We start from the raw sequence: 17789 nt of genomic DNA, 5'->3' as shown, positions 1-17789 counted from the left end.
TTGAGTTTTCTTACTCCACGATTATTTTCACTTGCTAGTTTAATAACAGAAGGTGAAGTAGTTGCAGATATTGGAACTGATCATGCATATCTTTCTATTTATTTGGCCAAAGATGGCAAAGCAAAGAAAATATATGCAACTGATGTAGCATTAGGCCCACTTAAAGTAGCAAAAAATAATTTAACTTCTTTTGGTGTTGCTGATAAAGTTGAAACAATACTTGCAGATGGTATTGAATGAACAATATTAAATAAAATAAAATTAGATTCTTGTATTATAGCAGGAATGGGTTCAGCTTCTATTTTGGATATTCTTAAAAAAGATAATGAGAATATTTATTCTTATATTATTGCTTCAAATACAAATTTAGAACCAATTAGAAAATGAACTAAAGACAAAAAGTATTTTGTAGAAAAAGAATTAATTGTTGAAGATAATAAAATTATTTATGAAATTATTAAAATAAATAAATTTGCAGGAACTAAAATAAAAAATAAAAAGGATATTTTATTTGGTCCATTATTAATTAAAGATAAAAAAAATAAAGTATTTCTACAAAAATGATTAGAAGAAGAACAAAAACTTTTTAAACTATTACAACAAATTCCTAAAAAAGATAAAAAATATAAAGTTACTTTAAAGCGAAAAAAAGAAATTAGTAAACTTTTAAAAAGGAGAACTTTAATAAATGAATAAAATCAAAGCAAATGCTTTAACTAATTATTTAAATGATATGTTTCCACAAAAAAGTGCAGCTGAATGAGATAAAGTTGGTTTTCAATTAGAAGAAGTTTACAACTTGGAAAGTCAAGATGAAATAGAACATATAGTTATTTGTCTTGATGTTACAAAAGAAGTTGTTAAATATGCAATTGAAAAAAAATCAAATTTTATTATAAGTAGACATCCATTTTTGTTTATGGATTTTGAAGTTGAAATGAAAAATTTAGCAAAAAAAGAAATTTATGATATGTGTATAAAAAACGAAATTCAAATTTTTTCAATACATACAAATTATGATAATAGTGATAAACAAAATATTGTTGATTTAATTGAAACACAATTAAATGTTAAAAGTGTAGATAAAGTTGGTCTATTTAATGAAGGTTACAAAATTAAATTATTAAGATCATTTACTTTAAAAGAAACAATTGAAAAATTAAAGTTTATATTTGGCAAACAACAAGCACTATTAACAAGAAACTTTAATTTAGAAAAAGAAATTGATAAAATTTATTTAACTTCTGGTAGTGGAGCATCAACTATGATGGAATTAAAGTTACAAAATACTTTTTTTGTAACAGGAGAGGCAAAATGAAATGAGTGACTTTATGCTGATCAAAATAATATGGATATGTTAACTCTTGGTCATTATATGGAAAATCATTTTATTGATGATTTAAGAAGCAAATTATTAAAAACATTTGGAAATGAAGTTAAAATTAGTGCATTTGATATTAAAAATACATTTATAATTTATTAAAAATATCTGGTAAAATATTATTTAAAAAAAGAAAATTGTTTTAATATTTAGTATAATTATTTCTTTTTTAGCAGCTATTTTTTTGTGATATTTTATTTTTAATTGCTAAATATGAATATAGTAGAATAAAATAAGAAACTAAATTAGATACCGTAATTAAAGTAAAAGAAGAATTAAAAAATGAAATTATTTAATTGATTTCATTTTTTAATTCTTCTAAATATTTAATGAACTGGTTTTGAATAACACTTGAAGTAGATGCTCCAGCAGTAACAGCTACCTTATTTATATTTTTTAAGTCATCTAAATTTATTTCTTCTTTTCTATTTATTCTAATAGTTTTAATACCTTTATTTTCAGCTAATTCAACTAATTTTAAAGTATTATTACTTCTTTCATCTCCAACTACATACAATAAATCAACTTCTTTGGGATTCAAATCTAATACAGCTTGTTGTCTTACAAGAGTTGCTTCACAGATATCATTTTTATAAACTACATTAGGATATTTTTCTTTTACTTTTTTGTATATTAAATCTATATCAATTATTGAAAGAGTTGTTTGATTTGTTATAAAAATATTTGTATTTACAATATTTAAATTTTCTACTTCTTCTAAATTAGTTACTAAGTGAATTTTTTGCTCATCTAAACTAGTTAAAGCAATTGTTTCTGGATGATAGTGTTTTCCAATAAAAACAATATCATATTGTAAATTTAGATATTTTTGAATAACTTCTTCTGTTTCCAAAACTCATTCACATTTTGTATCTACAATTATTAATTCTAATTTTTGAGCTAAGTTGATAACTTTAGGATCTGTTCCGTGAGCTGAAAAAATAACAACACTTCCTTTAGGAATTGTTTTTATTATATCTAAACGTGATTTTTTTCAATCATCAATAGCAATTATTCCAAGCTCTTCTAATTCTTTTACAATTATTTTATTGTGGACTAAAAGACCTATCATGTAAATTTTCTTTTCAGGATACATTTTAATTGCATCTTTTGCCATTTTTATTGATTTTACTACTCCAAGACAAAAACCTCTTGGAGTTACTTTTAAAACATTCATAAAGCACCTCACACTATTTATTCTACTATTTAAAATTAGTAAATAAATATTATCTTTTTTACTTTTTCTTAATTTATAAACAATATTTTCCTTTAAAATATTATTATGGAGCAAAAATATGAAAAAATTTAGTAATTTCTTAATAAAATTAAAACCATATAAAAGATTGTATAAAATTTTTTGAATGATATTTATAATTGTGAGTTTATTTATTTTTCAAATAATTATGTTAAGTCTTTCTTATGCAGTGCCCCATAAAAATGGTGGATTTTACTATTGAATTAAAGGACTATATTTTTTATTTTGAGAATCTCGAATAGAGCCAAATTCAGCACAAGGTTTCATTTTTGCAGCAACAGTTATTGGTTGCCTTCCAATTATTCCAATTATTCCAATATTGTATTTCACATTTGCAAATTGATTTATTCAAGAAAAATTAAGTGATAAATTTATTAATGTACCAAAAGATAAATATTTATATTGAACAACTTTTATTCACTTTTCAGGAATAGCAATTTTATTTTTAATAATTCCAGGACTTTTAACTTATATTAATGGGGGAGGAATACTTCCACATCAAACATACAAAGCAGTTCCAGGAGCTTTTAGTAATAATTTTGCAGAAAGAATTGCAGGAGCAAGTGCAATTGTATATTATGCAATAGGTTGTCTTTTTGCAACAATTATCTTATTTTGAATTATTTGAATGGGACTTTGTTGAATTGGAAAACAAATTCAAAAACTTATTGAATCATTTAAACGCTGAAGAATGATACAAAAAGAAAAAAAACGTGAATTAAAACTTCAAAAATTAGAAAGTAAAAAAAGTAAAAAAACAAATAGTAAAAAATAATAGTATAATAAAATAAATTTGAAAGGAATGTTAAGATATGAAAAAATTATGTTCGTTTTTAGGTGTGCTTAGTTTAACAATAGTTTCTTCATCAACTGTTATTGCTTGTAATGGTGGTCTTGACATGTCACTTAGTCATACTGATCAAGAAAAAATAGTATCAATATACAATTTAACAGAAGATCAGCTTGTAAAAAATGGAGTTCGTATTAATTCTTTAATGACTGATGAAAATATTGATAAAGTAGTAGAAGCAATTGGTTTAACAGAACTAATTAATAAAAGTCCAAATGGAGCAGTACTTAAAAAAACTTTAGGTGTTTATATAATGTCTAATCAGTTTTTAAATGAAATTTCTTCAAAAGTACCGGGATATGAATGAATTGCAAATAAATTATCATGACAATCACAGTGAGCAATAAAAGATTTAGTAAAAGATGAAAATACAAGTTTAGCACTTTTTAATAATGTAAGTGGTTGAATGACTAAAAAAGATAGCAATTGATCTTTATCAGTTACTTTTTTAAATGAAGAATTGTTGGGATGAAATGGAATAGAAGATCCAGTTTATGCTAGAGTTAATATAAACAGAAAACTTAAGTCAAACAAGGATGGAGAAGTACAACCTAAAGATTCAAATGAAGAGGCAATTCATTTAGGTGATGATACATCTTATATTCCAAATTCACAAGATTCATTCTTAGATGAAAAAAATCCAAATAAAGGTATGATTTATCAAGGATATGCAAATTCTTCAAGTTTATTTAAACTTGAAAAGCTTCTTTCAAAAGAATCTTCAAAATTACCTACAGGCTTTTTTAATTATTCACCAAGTGCAACTGATTTTATTAATAATACTGTAATTAACTTAGATTTTGCAAATATGGTTTTACAAAATTCTCAAAAAGAAATTGAATCTATTTTAAATCAATATCTATTGGATAATCCTATTTTTTTAAGTGAAGGAATGAGCAGTACACAAGTAGAAAATATTGTTAAAAATCAAATTTATGCTGTTATGCTTAAAAATTCAATTGACAGAAGAAATCTTATAGATAGCAATGGAAATCCAGTTTTTATAAAAGAACAATTAATAGAAGCTGATTTAATTATTAAATCTATGATACTAAAATTAGAACAAAATATTAAAAGAATAACACAAGAAAATTCATGAATTGATAATCAATTATTAAAAAAATTTGCAAATATGATAGATACATTACAATCAGAAAATAATGAATTTGTATCAGTAAATAAAGATGAATTTTTTAATTCTTTTAGAGCTATCATAGAAGATTCAAGAGAAAAAGATAATCCAGAATCTGGACAGTATGCTTTTTTTACAGGATGATTAAATGCTAATTTATATAAAACTAATGAACAAGGAAATTTAGCTTTAGTAAAATTCTCAGATTATTTAGATTTTGGCTATGATTCTTCATATAAATTTAAAGTTCATTATTGATCAAAAGTAACTCCAGTTGATGGAAGTGAAAAACAATGATATTCTCCTGATGATTCTAGAGCAGAAGATGAGTATATTGCAGATAAAGGATTTAGAAATGTTTTTTTAAGTCAAAGATTAATGAATAAAGCTTATAATATAGAAACTTATAATGTTTTAAATAAATATCAATCACTATTGCCAAATGAAAGTTTAGAATTAGATATATTTGGTTTTGATTCAACATCTAGCATTCTAAACCAAGCTAATTTAGAAGCAATAATGCTAGAAAAATTAAAAGAAGCTATGGAATTAGGTTCAAAAAATAGTGATCAAGCAGTTGCTGAGTCATGAAGAATTTATCATTTAGCAGCTTTAATTAATAAATATTCAAATTATAAATTACATGAAGTATTTGAAAAAGCAAAAAATAGTGATGAGCTTGAAATTCACACTAAAAATGTAAGTTTGGATTTTTCAAAAAAAAGTATTAATTTATATACTAATTTTGCAAAAGCAGATGATGATATTGCATTTTATGAGCTACTTAAAAACAAACAAATAAATTTAATAACAAATGATTATAAAGAGTGAATTAATTCTACAATAAGAGAAAATGTTTTTGTACAAGGAATTGAGACTTTGTGAAATTATTCTCAAACTCAATATATTTTTGCAGGTACTGTTAATACTTTTGGAAAATCTATAGATCAAGATATTGAAAATATTAATAAATGATGAAAAAGTAGTAAAAAATCATATAATCAATTTAATTATAGAATTGCAATATCTGATAAATGAAAGGATTTATTAATAAAATATTGAGAAAAAAATGTTTCTAAAAATAAAAAAAATCCAGATTATAATCAATATTTGTAGATAAACTTAAAAGATTAAAAAGAAAGATAGAAATATAATTATAATCTATTAAACTGTTTACGATTAATTAATAGTACAAAAAAATGCACTTTATAAAGTGCATTTTTTTATATTATTAATCATGCTTTCGCATATGTAATTGATTTGCTAATAATTAAAAAGATATGAATGAGTAATAAGACCACTTATGGACTATGATAAATATAAGTGGCCTAAATCGAAAGAAAGGATATTATATTAATTAAAAAATCAAATAACAGACAATTGATGTAATCTGTTTAGATTTTTTAATTATCATAGTCGTGTCCAAAAGGACAATATTAAATATATCAAAAAATAACTAAAAAATCAAATTTTTTAGTTATTTTTTAAGAAATTTACTAAAAAATAAATTTCTTTAGAGATATTTAAAATATAATTAATTTATTAGAAAAGAGATGATAATAATGAAAGAACTTATATGTATTAATTGCAAAAATAAAGCTGATTTTAAGAAAATAAGTAAACTAAATGTTATCACTTTAATTTGTAAATAGTGTGCAATTAAAGAATTAAATGTAAAAATTGCAAATAAAAATAAATGTGAAACATGTGAAAATAATTCTAATTATATGCTAATAACTCAATTAAATAGAGTTAAAAACTATTGTGAAAATTGTTTATTAAAAGATTATAAAAAAATATAAATTCAAAAATTTAGAATGATTTTTCTTTATTTTAAAAATATTAACATTAGAAAAGTTTATATCAAGTTTTATTCTTAAAAATAGTTATTTTAATTAATTGACTATGGTTATTTTTTTATTATATTGTAGAATCATTTTTGGAGGATATAAGATTATGAAATTACCTTATATTGGAAGCGATTTAGATGGAACTGTTGTTAAAAACAATGACTTTGAAATATTAGAAGAAACAGTTAATGATATAAATAATTATCAAAAAGAATCAAATAATAAATTCTTTATTGTCACAGGAAGAGCATTTCAAAATATGAAGTATTACATTAAACAATTAAATGTAACTTTACCTGTAATTAGTTCAAATGGAGGAGCAATCACAGATCCTGTAACTTGAGAAGTGTACTATGAACATGTAATGAATAAAGATTTAGTAATTGAATTATTACAATACTCAATAAAAAATGATTTAAGTTTTTCTTTATATACTGCAACAACTTTATGTGCACTTAAAACTGCAGAAAGAGTTAAGGCATATAAAAAAATTTCTGGTCATTATCTTGAAGAAGATCAGCCAGAATTTATTTTATATAATAACTATAATGAATTAATTGAAGATGTTAAAAATGATGTTCATAAAACAGTTAAATTAATGTATTCACTTGATTTTCAAAAAGAAATTGTAAAAGTTGAAAGCTTAAAAAAATATTTAGAGTCTAAAAATTTATATCATCCTTCAACAATAATTCAATCAAGAATTTTAGTTGATGCAATGCCAAAAGGAATAAATAAAGCTAGTGGTATAAGAAAATGAGCTGAAATTATGAATGTTGATTTAAAAAATATTCATGTAATAGGAGATAACAATAATGATATAGAAATGGTTAGTGAATTGCCATTTGGAATAGCAGTTGGAAATGCTGTTGAAAATTTAAAAAAAGAAGCTTGAAAAGTTATTGATCATATTGATAATAATGGTGTTGGTAAATATTTAAAAGAACTAATTAGTAAGGGATAAAAAAATGAAAAGAGTTGCTTTGTTTGGTGGAAGTTTTGATCCTGTTCATACAGATCACATAAATATAATTAAAAGTTGTAAAAATAAATTAAATTTTGATGAAGTTTGAGTTGTTCCTGCATATATTAATCCTTTTAAAGTACTTTCATCTTCAAGTGTTATTCAAAGATTAGAAATGTTAAAAATTGCAACAAAAAATTTAAATTATGTAAAAATAGAAACATATGAGATATCAAAACATAGTTCAAGTTTTACTTATGATACTGTTAAATATTACAAAGCAAAATATCCTAATTTAAAATTTTCTTTTATTATGGGATCAGATCAATTAGATAATTTTGAAAAGTGAGATCAATTTGATGAACTTATAAAAGAAATTGATTTTAAAGTTTTTTTAAGAACAAAAGAATTTAATCAAAAAATTGTTAAAAAGTATAATTTAGAAATTTTTGAATTTGAAAATAATTATTTAAGTTCAAAAAAAATAAGAAATTTAGAAGATTTAAATTTACAAATAAAAGAAATAAATGATTATGTAAATAATCAATTAATGTATTTGTATGAAAGATTAGAAAGTAAAATGGATGAAAAAAGATATTTTCACTCTTTAAATGTTGGTCAAATGGCATTAGAATTGGCTATTTTAAATAATGTTGATTTACAAAAAGCATTATTGGCAGGAACATTACACGATATTGCAAAACGCTGAAGTGAAAAAGAAATGAAAGAATGTTTATTAAAAAATAATAAAGAACTTTTAAAAGAACCTGAACCAGTATGACATTCTTTTGTAGGAGCATATCACTTGAAAAATGATTGACTTTTAGATGATCAAGAAATAATATCTGCTGTTTTTAACCATACAGTAGCATCTAAAAATATGAGCATATTAGATATGATAATATTTTGTGCTGATAAAATTTCTATAGAAAGACAATATGAAGGTGTAGAGAATTTTAGATCACTTGTTAAAGCAGATTTATTAACTGGCTTTAAAGAATTGCTTAAAAATCAATATGAAGTGGCTATTAAAAAACATTCAAAAGAATCAATTGGTGCCAAATTAATTGAATCTTATAATTATTGAATTAAAGAGGAAAAATAATGAAAAAAGCAAACTGAGCAATTTTATTTGCTATGAAAGATGAAGCACAAAGTTTAATAAATGAACTTAATGCTAAATTATTAGAAAATAAATACTTTGAAATATATCAAAAAGATAATATTTATATAGCAATTTCTAAAATAGGTTTAATTAATGCTACAAGTTGTTTTTCTTATGTTAATCATAAATATCAAATTGATTTTTATATTAATGTTGGACTTGTAGGAACTTTTTGTAAAGATTTATTTTTATTAGAACCAGTAGTAGTTAAAAATTCTTATCTTGGTAATGCTGATGCTACTGGATTTGGTTATAAAATGGGTCAAATTCCTAGAATGAAAGAATTTTATTCTTCTGATAAAAAGTTATTAGAAATTTTTCAAGATTTTAAAAAAGTAGATATTTGTTCAAGTGATGTATTTATTAATTCACAAGAAAAAATAAATACTATAATAAAACCTTTAAGTAATTCAATTACAGTATTTGATATGGAGAGTTTTGGATTTTATCAAGGAGCATATCTTTTTAAAAAACCTTTAATAGCTCTTAAAGTAATAAGTGATCATATTGATAGTGGAAGCAATGAGGAACAATTTAAATTAGTATTAAAGCAAGGTAGTATAAAAATTAGTGAAATTTTATTGCAAATTTTAAAGTAAAAGAATATTTACTTAAAAAGTAATAAAATATATTTGAAAGGAAGTGAAGTAATCGTGGAATGTAATAAAGATTGTAAAGACTGTAATTGTTCTTGTGACTTCGATGATAACTGTGCTGAATGTCAAATGTGTTCAACTGACAGTAACCACGGTTAGTATTAATTTTTAAAACCAACATAAAGTTGGTTTTTTTAGTTTTTAATAAAAATTTCTATATTAAATTTAGATTCCTGCTATAGAGAAAATGTTTTTTTATTTTTATTTATTCTAATTCTATCATTATTATAAAAGTCTAATCATGCTCATGTTATTTTTAGACATTGATTGATGTTTTCAAATCTCATTTTTTTTGCTTCTTTTAGATAATTTTTTCTAATAGTCTCTTTATATTTTTTAATTTCATATTTAGCTTGTTTCTTAATATAATATGTAATATGATTAATTTTTTTAAATATACGTTCTATTTTTTGTGATTTATTATAAAAGGGTCAATATAGTTCAATTTAAAATATAAAGATTATTTTTTAGCACTATAAGCACTAAGAAAATTATTTTTTTCAATTTCTGAAATAATTAAACTTATAATTATTGTATTATTGAGGAAATTCATTAAAGTTTTATTTTTTTTATATGCTGATGCTCTATTGATATCTAAAATTTTGCAAATTATTATTCTATTATATTTTGTATTTATTAATAATTGGTTTAATTCTTTTTGGTTTGCGCTTGTAGGTTCATTGTTTTTTAAAATATTATTCTCCTTAGTTAATTTCTTTATTATAGTTAAATAGAATTCCTACAAACAAATCATTTGCTTTTTGAGATATGCTGTAATCTATTTTATAAGGCTAGTAAGATTTTGCAGCACTTATCTTTGTATTTTTGTATTTGTTAATTTTTGATCCAGTAGTTGAGTTAAATTTTAATGCTATTTCCTTTATAGAATAGCAATTCAAACTTAATTCAATAATTTTTTCTTTTTCTTCTTGAGTTCATTTTCTAAACTTTTGTCCTTTTTTAGCCATATATTTTTTCCTTTCTATTATTATATAAAAGTGTCTCCTAAAATGGGGGAACCTTCTATTAAAAATAGTTAAAAAAAGTATTGAACTTTTTTTTTTTTTTTTATAATTATTGATATGAATTTGAATTGTTTATTTGCTTTTTTAAAGCTCTTAAAAAAGGAGGAAGAATGAAAAAATATTAAGTATATTGGCAACAGTAGGTGTTGTTGTATCATCAACTGTTAGTGTAGTTGGATGTGGTACAAAAAAAGAAGATAAAAAAATTCCAGAAGAACCTAAAAAAGATATTACTCAAATAGTTCAAGATTTTGAACAGGATGTGACAAAAATATGAACAGAGCATTATGAAAAAGAGGTAGATGGTTATTTGATTGTTCTTGAGAGTATGGAATAGGGAAATGAGTTTTTGAATAAGTATAATATTCAGAAGTTTACAAAACAAGAAAATAAAGATAAGTTGACAATTCAAAATAAACAACAATTAACAAATGATGTTGAGAAGTTGTTTAAAGTAAAATTGTTAGAAGAGAAGCTAAATGATCTTAAAAAAGTAAATAAATATAAAATAATTCTTGATGAGGTGGATTCTGTTTTTGAACATGTTGAGTTGGTTTTTAATGATAATTTTAAAATTAATTCAGGGGAAATAGTTTCTGGTAGTTACATAGGGAATGTGATAGTGGACTATAAAGTTGTAACTCACTATAAAGGACTTAATGATGTTGAGAAATTTAAACAATTAGGAACTTTGAAGTATACTTCAACTGAGAGCAAATCTTTTAAAAAAGTTGGAGATGCAATGCATAAGAATATTGCAAAAGATATGTTTACTTCACAAGAAACGCAAAAGTATGTAAATTTGAATTGAAGTGATATTAAACAAGGTAAAGATAATTCAGAAGCTTATGTAAATTCTAATGCTCAGTTAAAAAAATATTATAATGAAAATAATGAATTTCATAATTCATTGTTAAAAATAATTAATGATAAATATTTTAAACAACAGTTTCCATCAATGTAAATTAGTTATGATAAAAAAAGTATTTATAAAACAGATGATTTTGTAGAACAAAATAAGGATTACTTAGTTATAAATAATTTATATAAAAATGATGAAGATATCGTAACTTTCGATTTGGCAAATTCAGAACAAAAAAAACAATCTATTGATATGATTAGATCTTTAAAAGAAAATGTAAATAATTTTTTAATGAGAGATCAATTTAATGCTTTAAAATGATCAAAATTTAGAGATAATTATAAAACTGTTCAAAATATTTTTTTAAATACTTTTTTAAATAAAAATGAAATATCTGAATATCAAAAGACTTATAGTTATAAGCTTGCAATAGCAATGGGTTATGTAGATTTTGTTGGACCTAGTATAAAAATAGGAACTGGTGAATTAACTTATAATCATCAAATGCCTGATTTTAAATTAGCTATTTCTTATTCTATAAATGGACTAACAGATGAAAATTATAAATCTCTTGTAGATTTCTCCTCAAGATTATTTAAAATTTATACTGAATTATATTATACTAATCATCATCATAGTTCATCAAATTGATATTTTGAATGACAATTTGTTTCTTATCATAATATTTGAGATTTAAGTTATCATAAACAATTTTCAGATTTAAAAAATTCAGAGATTAATAATTTGTTAACAACTTTTAGTAGAAAATATTATACTGAAAAGTCAGAAAGATTAAATTGATTAGGAATATCTGATAAATATTTAAAAGAAAAGAATGTGTATTTTTCAATTAAAAATGTTGATGACAATTTAAAAAATGATGTTGAATTTAATTTTATTTCTCAAGAAGGAAAAGATAATTTTTCTTTAGATCCTTTTTTCTTATTAAAAAATGTATCTGATAAAAAACCTTTTAAAAATTTTGATTATATGATATTAAATTTATTTGGAGTAATTAAAATTAAATTTAAATTTAATAGAGAAGAAATAAATACATATAATAAAATTGCTATTCTTTAAGAATATTTAATTATTGTTTATTGACCCAATTTACATTGGTTTTTTATTTTCTTTAAAAGTTATAAATTTATTTTTAAATAATTAGAGATATTTGCAAAAAAACTTCTTTAAAGTAGTAAAAAACTTTATATATAAACCAAGAATTACTAGTTTGTATGGTAAAGTTTTAACAAATATTATAGTTAGAAAATTAAATGAGTGTCTATAAGGTATTATTAAATTTGAATTGAAAGATATAATGAATTATATAAGTTAATTAGATTATTTACATTTTTCTTTAATATTATTATTATAAAAAACATATCTATTAAAAATTTGAAAAAGGCATTCAAGAATAAATTAGAGTTATTCAAATATAGTCACAATATTTTAATTTAAATTTTTATGTTAAAGTTTTAAAAAAAATAAGGAATATATATAATTCTTTAGATAATTATATAGTTCATAAAATTTAACATTTATTTTATATTATTATTTTTAAAAGAATTTTAAAAAGTAGAGGAATTTTCATGGAAAATTATTACAAAAAAATAAGTAGTTTAATTTATAATGTAACAAAAACTCCTGGAACAAGTATTGACAAAGATCTTGAGTTTTACAAGTTTAAACTATTACCAATAGAGGGAAAAGTACTTGAAGCAGTTGTTGGAAATGGAAGATTATTTATTCCACTTTTAAAATATAAAGTAGATATTACAGGAATAGATAAATCACAAGAAATGATTGATATTTGTAAATAAAATTTAAAAAAAGAAAATTTGAAAGCAAATTTAATTTGTCATGATTTAGAAAATTATATTGAAAAAAATACATATGAATATATAATAATGCCTAATGCAAGTTTTAATTTGCTAGAAACAAGACAAAAAGCTTTAAAAGTATTAGATAACTTTTATCAATCTTTAACTGATAATGGAACTCTTATAATTGATTTAATATTTCCCATTGAATTTAAAGCAGGATCAAAGCATGAATTTACTCATCATTTTGAAAATCAAGATATTTTAGTAAAAAATTTATCAAAAGAAATTAATTGAGTAGAACAATATACAATTAATCAAATAGATTATTTTGTAAATAATGAATTAAAAGAAACTCAATAATTTAAATTATCTTGATATGGAGCACAAGAATTTTGTGAAATTTTAGCATCAAAAGGATTTAAAGATGGTATATTTATTATCAATTATGGTAGTAAAATGAACTTAAATGTAAAAACAGTTACATTTATTTTTAAAAAATAAATAGAGTAATATTATTAAATTTTTTAAAAGTAATGAGGTAAAGAGATGAAAAATTTAATTGATAATAAAAATATTTCTTTAAGTGAGAAAAAAGTTATAAATTATATTATTAACAATATTGATATTTTAGATACAATGAGTATAAAACAAATTGCAAATCAATTAAAGGTTAGTGAATCTTTAATAACTAAAAGTTGCCAAAATGTTTCATTTAGTGGTTTTAAAGAATTTAGAGAATATTTATTAAAACAATATCATTTGAAAAAAAATAAAGATATTAAAAATGATTTTTACAATAGTTTAGTAGACAGCTTAAAATTATCTAGTAATACATTAAAATATGATTTAATAGAAAATGTAGCAGATAAATTATCAAAACATAAAGGTAAAGTAATTATTTTTTCAACAGGAAAAAAAGCAATTTTAGCAAAATATTTTTATTTTACTTTATTAGAATATTGATTTAACTGCTCTTTAGTTTCTTCATTATATAATGAAGAAAATTTTGATAGTAAAAATGCTGTAATATTTGTAATTTCTATTTCTGGAAATAACTCTAAAGTTAATCGATATTTAAATATTATTAATTCTATAAAAGAACATAATTTTATATGTGCTTTGACAGCAAATTCTAATTTTTTGTCAAAAGAATTAATAGATTTTCATATTTATGGGAATGTTGAAAAATATTTTTCAATAAATCAAAAAGCAAATCCTATAATTGAAAAATACACAGTTATGTATTTAATGGATAATTTAATATTAAGTTTATTTGAAAAATTAGAAAATAATAGTATTGAGTTTTTTGAAAACGTTAAGTCAAAAAACTTTATATAATTTCGATATTTTAAGAAAAAAGGAAAGAAACTTTTTAAATACTTTTTCATATTTATTATTAAATAAATGTGGAGGTAAGAAAAAAATGAAAGAAATAGATAATGTTCATTGATTAAGGTTTAAAAAAGGTTTATCTAAAAATCGAAGTGGTATGGAATCTTTTGGAAGAGCAATATTGGTTCCAGTAACAGTAATTCCTTTATTAGCATTAATTGGCTCTTTAGGCTATGCTATGCAAGTAATAGCAACTCAAGCTGGAACTTATGAAGGAACTGTCAAAATAATAGCTGATGCTATTAAAAATATTGGTATGATAGCAATTACAAATATAGATTTTTTAGTTGCAATTGGATTAGCAGCAGGATTGGCTAAATCTGAAAAAATAGCTGCTGCACTTTCAGTTTTAATGGCATATGCTGCAATGCACTTTTCAGCTAATTTAATGATTAATTCAATTTATCCTGAAATGTTAGTTGGTGATGGTCCAAAAATAAATGGATTAGCAATTATATTTGGTGTTATGTCCTTTCAATATAATGCATTTGGGGGAATGATTGCAGGATTGATCGGATTTATTGTTCATAAATATACTTATAAATTAAAATTTCCAAAATATTTAGCATTCTTTGGTGGACCTATATTTTCACCCGTTGCTTCTACTTTAGTTGCCTGATTTATAGGAATGCCTTTAGGAATTTGTTAAATTTATATTTCAAAAGGTTTAGTTTCATTTGTAAAAGGATTGGCATCAATGGGTCCTGCTTCGCCATTTTTATATGGAATGGCAAATAGAGCTTTAATTCCTTTTGGATTACATTAAGTTGTCAATTACTTTTTATATTACACATCTGTTGGAACAACATGAATTGATCCAACAGGAAAAACTATTGAAGGGATTTATAATGTAGCAATTGCTAAATTGGGTGCAAATCAATTTATTACTGCAAAAAATACTTGAATTATAAATGGAACATTTCCAACAAATATGTTTAGTTTATTGGGAGCTTCACTTGCTCTATACTTTATTATTCCAAAAGCTAATAGAAAAATAGTTGGAAGTTCTATAATTTCAGCAATGATGGCTTAATTTTTAGCCGGAACAACTGAACCAATAGAGTTTACATTTTTATTTACAGCACCTTGATTGTATGCACTTCATATACTATTTACAGGTATTACATATCTTTTGATGTATGTTTGCAATTTTGCTCAAGTTTCAACTAGGGGAAGTGGTTTAATAACTTGAATTGCTGTTAATGGAGTAAATTTTAAAAATATTCAAAATGTTTGAGGTGTATTTATAATAGGGCCAATAATGGTGGGAGTTTATTTTACTACATTTTATTTCTCAATTAAATACTTTAATTTAAATACACCAGGAAGAGATGGAAAAGCTGCTTTAATTGGTATGGATATTAAAAAAACACAAAATAATGAGAATGAAAATAAAATAGAAAATAAGAATTTAGAAAAAACTCAAAAAAATAAAGATTTAGAAGAAATAGAAATTATTGTTAAAGGTTTAGATGGTAAAGAAAATATAAAAGTCTTAACTAACTGTATTACAAGATTGAGAGTAACTTTATATGATAAAACAAAATTTAATGAAGATATTATAAATAAAACTAATCCTTTTGGAATTAAACAAATAGCAGATCAATATCAAATTATTTATGGAGGTAGAGTTACAAATATTGCAACATTGGCAAAAGAATATTTAGGATTGGAGGACTAATATGGCTTTTAAAAAAATTTTAAATAATTTATATCTTGGAGATCAATTTTCAAATAAAGTAGATGCTAATTTTCAATTAAAAATAAGCAATATTTATTATGATATATTGCTAAATCAAAAAGAAGAACAAATAGAGTATTGTAATAAAGATAATTTTGTTAAAACAAAAACAAAATTAGCTATAAATTTATTAGATTCTCACAGTGAAAGAGATTTTAACAATATTTTATTTGCTTCAGCAATTAAATTTATTGAAGAAAATGTTAATAAAAATTATATCTATACTCACTGTCAATTGGGAGTTTCTAGAAGCTCATCAGTTATATTTGTTTATTTAGTTATTAAAGGTTAAATTAGAAATGATAATTTTCAAAAAGCCTTAACAAAGTATATAGATCAATTTTATTCTTTTATGAAGTTAAATTTTGGAGTTTACAGTTTTTTAAAACATAATTTTCCTTTTAATCAAATAAAAGATTTATCAACAAAAAGCTGAGGTGAATTAGAATGCATTATATAGATATTGATTGAAACGAAATATTAGTTTATAAAGATCAAAAAGTAATTCATAGAGAATCTTCAATGATTTTAAGAGATTTAAAAAATGAAAAATTACTTTATATAGGCAAACAAGCAAAAGAACATTTATCAGATAATATAAATTTATTAGCTATTGTTCCTGTTGAAAGTTTACAAGTGACTTCAATTGATGATTTAAATATACTTTTAGACTATATTTTAAAGAAACTAAATATAAAACAAGCTTATCTTGTAAACAGATACTGTATAAGAGAAAATAATATCAAAGGGAAAATTGATTTAATTGATGTTATTGATTTTATTAAAATAATATCTAACAAAGAAATTTATTTAGAGGTTAGAAATTTAGAAACTAATGTCTTTAATTTAACTTCTAAAATAATAAATTACTTTGATTTAGGAATAATTAAAATTTTAAGATATTTAAATAGATTCTTTTATTTAAATAAAAATGGTTTATTAAATACTTCTAAAACAATGAAGTTATTTAATGATTTAAGTGAAAATAAAAAATTAGATATAGAAATAAAAGAAATAGATACAGGAAAAAATATTCTAATTAAAAATTTAGATAATAAATTATTATTAGAAAATATTGATATTTTTTATAAAAACCTTTTAAACATAATAAATAATTCAGAATTTGAATACAACGAAAATATGAGTAAGCTAATAAAAATATATGACTAGTATATTAATATATGTATTTTTTGGATTATTATTGATAGTTTTAGGTTTCTTATCATATTTTTTATTGAAAAAACAAAATAATAATTTCTGTATAAAAAAAGGTATTGTAAAGTATTTTTTAGACAGTATTCCTATAATCTTATTTGTATCAGGTTTATTAATAATAGTTTGTGGATGTTTCTTTTAATTTTGATCAAATATTTAAAAATAACTTTAAACTATTAGAAAAGAATAAAATAATAATGCTTTTAAATTAAGAGCGTGAAATTTTCTAAAGAAGTGGTATTCAATTCAATTAACTTTTTAAATCCTGAGATAATAATTATTAGAGAGAAGTATCACAGTTAATAATAAAGAATTTATAACAGAAATTATAAAAACTTTGAGAAGTAACTCAAGATGTAAATTATAAGATTAAATTTGAATTTGTTCAAATTTAATAAAATGTAACTTTATTGAGATGTTGTAAATGTAGATTATTCTACATTTTTTTATTTTCATTAATCTAATTAAAATTAAAAAT

At 22.0% G+C, this 17789-nt stretch carries 21 protein-coding genes; 19 read left to right on the top strand and 2 right to left on the bottom strand.

All coding sequences use genetic code 4. From position 1 onward, the window contains the following. Entirely contained in the window at window positions 1-696 is a 696-nt protein-coding gene (locus AACK92_RS04045) for a class I SAM-dependent methyltransferase (RefSeq protein WP_339020394.1), read from the top strand. Next, window positions 689-1483: a Nif3-like dinuclear metal center hexameric protein gene (locus AACK92_RS04040; RefSeq protein ID WP_339020393.1), complete on the top strand. Its 795-nt coding sequence runs from the start codon at window positions 689-691 to the stop codon at window positions 1481-1483. The genes AACK92_RS04045 and AACK92_RS04040 overlap by 8 nt, the downstream gene beginning before the upstream one ends. Before the next feature lie 190 nt (window positions 1484-1673). Here AACK92_RS04040 and ispH read toward each other — a convergent pair whose 3' ends face one another. Further along, the gene (gene ispH / locus AACK92_RS04035) at window positions 1674-2558 is read right to left on the bottom strand and encodes a 4-hydroxy-3-methylbut-2-enyl diphosphate reductase (RefSeq protein WP_339020392.1); all 885 of its coding nucleotides are present in this window, start codon (window positions 2556-2558) and stop codon (window positions 1674-1676) included. A 118-nt stretch (window positions 2559-2676) separates the two neighbouring features. Between ispH and AACK92_RS04030 the strand changes: the two genes are divergently transcribed. From AACK92_RS04030 to AACK92_RS04010, 5 genes are all read left to right on the top strand, one after another. Then, window positions 2677-3411 (top strand): hypothetical protein, encoded by a 735-nt coding sequence (locus AACK92_RS04030; protein WP_339020391.1) that lies wholly within the window; start codon window positions 2677-2679, stop codon window positions 3409-3411. Between the two features lie 37 nt (window positions 3412-3448). After that, window positions 3449-5734, top strand: a complete 2286-nt coding sequence (locus AACK92_RS04025; RefSeq protein ID WP_339020390.1) for a hypothetical protein — start codon at window positions 3449-3451, stop codon at window positions 5732-5734. An 840-nt stretch (window positions 5735-6574) separates the two neighbouring features. Next, window positions 6575-7432: an HAD family hydrolase gene (locus AACK92_RS04020; protein ID WP_339020389.1), complete on the top strand. Its 858-nt coding sequence runs from the start codon at window positions 6575-6577 to the stop codon at window positions 7430-7432. Between the two features lie 4 nt (window positions 7433-7436). Continuing rightward, window positions 7437-8537, top strand: a complete 1101-nt coding sequence (locus tag AACK92_RS04015; RefSeq protein WP_339020388.1) for a nicotinate-nucleotide adenylyltransferase — start codon at window positions 7437-7439, stop codon at window positions 8535-8537. Continuing rightward, window positions 8537-9196, top strand: a complete 660-nt coding sequence (locus tag AACK92_RS04010) for a 5'-methylthioadenosine/S-adenosylhomocysteine nucleosidase (RefSeq protein WP_339020387.1) — start codon at window positions 8537-8539, stop codon at window positions 9194-9196. The genes AACK92_RS04015 and AACK92_RS04010 overlap by 1 nt, the downstream gene beginning before the upstream one ends. An 848-nt stretch (window positions 9197-10044) precedes the next feature. Here the strand turns inward: AACK92_RS04010 and AACK92_RS04005 are convergent. Then, a complete protein-coding gene (locus AACK92_RS04005) occupies window positions 10045-10221 on the bottom strand; it encodes a transposase (RefSeq protein WP_339020386.1) in 177 nt (58 codons plus the stop codon). A 187-nt stretch (window positions 10222-10408) separates the two neighbouring features. On the opposite strand from AACK92_RS04005, the gene AACK92_RS04000 reads away from it, so the two are divergent. The 12 genes from AACK92_RS04000 to AACK92_RS03945 all read left to right on the top strand — a co-directional run bounded on the left by AACK92_RS04000 (window position 10409) and on the right by AACK92_RS03945 (window position 17453). Next, window positions 10409-10615 (top strand): hypothetical protein, encoded by a 207-nt coding sequence (locus tag AACK92_RS04000; RefSeq protein ID WP_339020385.1) that lies wholly within the window; start codon window positions 10409-10411, stop codon window positions 10613-10615. A gap of 12 nt (window positions 10616-10627) precedes the next feature. Further along, window positions 10628-11242 (top strand): hypothetical protein, encoded by a 615-nt coding sequence (locus tag AACK92_RS03995; protein WP_339020383.1) that lies wholly within the window; start codon window positions 10628-10630, stop codon window positions 11240-11242. A gap of 114 nt (window positions 11243-11356) precedes the next feature. Further along, window positions 11357-12220, top strand: a complete 864-nt coding sequence (locus AACK92_RS03990; protein ID WP_339020381.1) for a hypothetical protein — start codon at window positions 11357-11359, stop codon at window positions 12218-12220. A 509-nt stretch (window positions 12221-12729) separates the two neighbouring features. Beyond that, complete coding sequence (locus AACK92_RS03985; RefSeq protein ID WP_339020380.1) at window positions 12730-12960, top strand: class I SAM-dependent methyltransferase; 231 nt, start codon at window positions 12730-12732, stop codon at window positions 12958-12960. Window positions 12961-12978: 18 nt separating this feature from the next. Further along, window positions 12979-13323, top strand: a complete 345-nt coding sequence (locus AACK92_RS03980; RefSeq protein ID WP_339020378.1) for a hypothetical protein — start codon at window positions 12979-12981, stop codon at window positions 13321-13323. A gap of 186 nt (window positions 13324-13509) precedes the next feature. Continuing rightward, a complete protein-coding gene (locus AACK92_RS03975) occupies window positions 13510-14301 on the top strand; it encodes a hypothetical protein (RefSeq protein ID WP_339020376.1) in 792 nt (263 codons plus the stop codon). 85 nt (window positions 14302-14386) lie between these two features. After that, window positions 14387-15004 carry a PTS transporter subunit EIIC gene (locus tag AACK92_RS03970; protein WP_339020374.1) on the top strand — a complete coding sequence of 206 codons (618 nt, stop codon included), beginning with the start codon at window positions 14387-14389 and terminating at the stop codon, window positions 15002-15004. Window positions 15005-15220: 216 nt separating this feature from the next. Then, the gene (locus AACK92_RS03965; RefSeq protein ID WP_339020372.1) at window positions 15221-15388 is read left to right on the top strand and encodes a hypothetical protein; all 168 of its coding nucleotides are present in this window, start codon (window positions 15221-15223) and stop codon (window positions 15386-15388) included. A gap of 102 nt (window positions 15389-15490) precedes the next feature. Further along, window positions 15491-16036, top strand: coding sequence for a PTS transporter subunit EIIB (locus AACK92_RS03960; RefSeq protein WP_339020370.1), 546 nt, complete (start codon window positions 15491-15493; stop codon window positions 16034-16036). 1 nt (window position 16037) lies between these two features. Then, complete coding sequence (locus tag AACK92_RS03955; RefSeq protein ID WP_339020368.1) at window positions 16038-16388, top strand: dual specificity protein phosphatase family protein; 351 nt, start codon at window positions 16038-16040, stop codon at window positions 16386-16388. A 155-nt stretch (window positions 16389-16543) separates the two neighbouring features. Next, a complete protein-coding gene (locus AACK92_RS03950) occupies window positions 16544-17266 on the top strand; it encodes a hypothetical protein (protein ID WP_339020366.1) in 723 nt (240 codons plus the stop codon). Further along, complete coding sequence (locus tag AACK92_RS03945) at window positions 17259-17453, top strand: hypothetical protein (protein WP_339020364.1); 195 nt, start codon at window positions 17259-17261, stop codon at window positions 17451-17453. Before AACK92_RS03950 ends, AACK92_RS03945 begins: the two co-directional genes overlap by 8 nt. The last annotated feature ends 336 nt before the right edge of the window (window positions 17454-17789 follow it).

Origin of the sequence: Spiroplasma endosymbiont of Atherix ibis (assembly GCF_964020005.1) — a bacterium.
Classification (GTDB): domain Bacteria; phylum Bacillota_I; class Bacilli_A; order Mycoplasmatales; family Mycoplasmataceae; genus Spiroplasma_A.
Note: the sequence above shows the minus strand (reverse complement) of the source record. Positions and strands in the feature narration are given on the sequence as shown.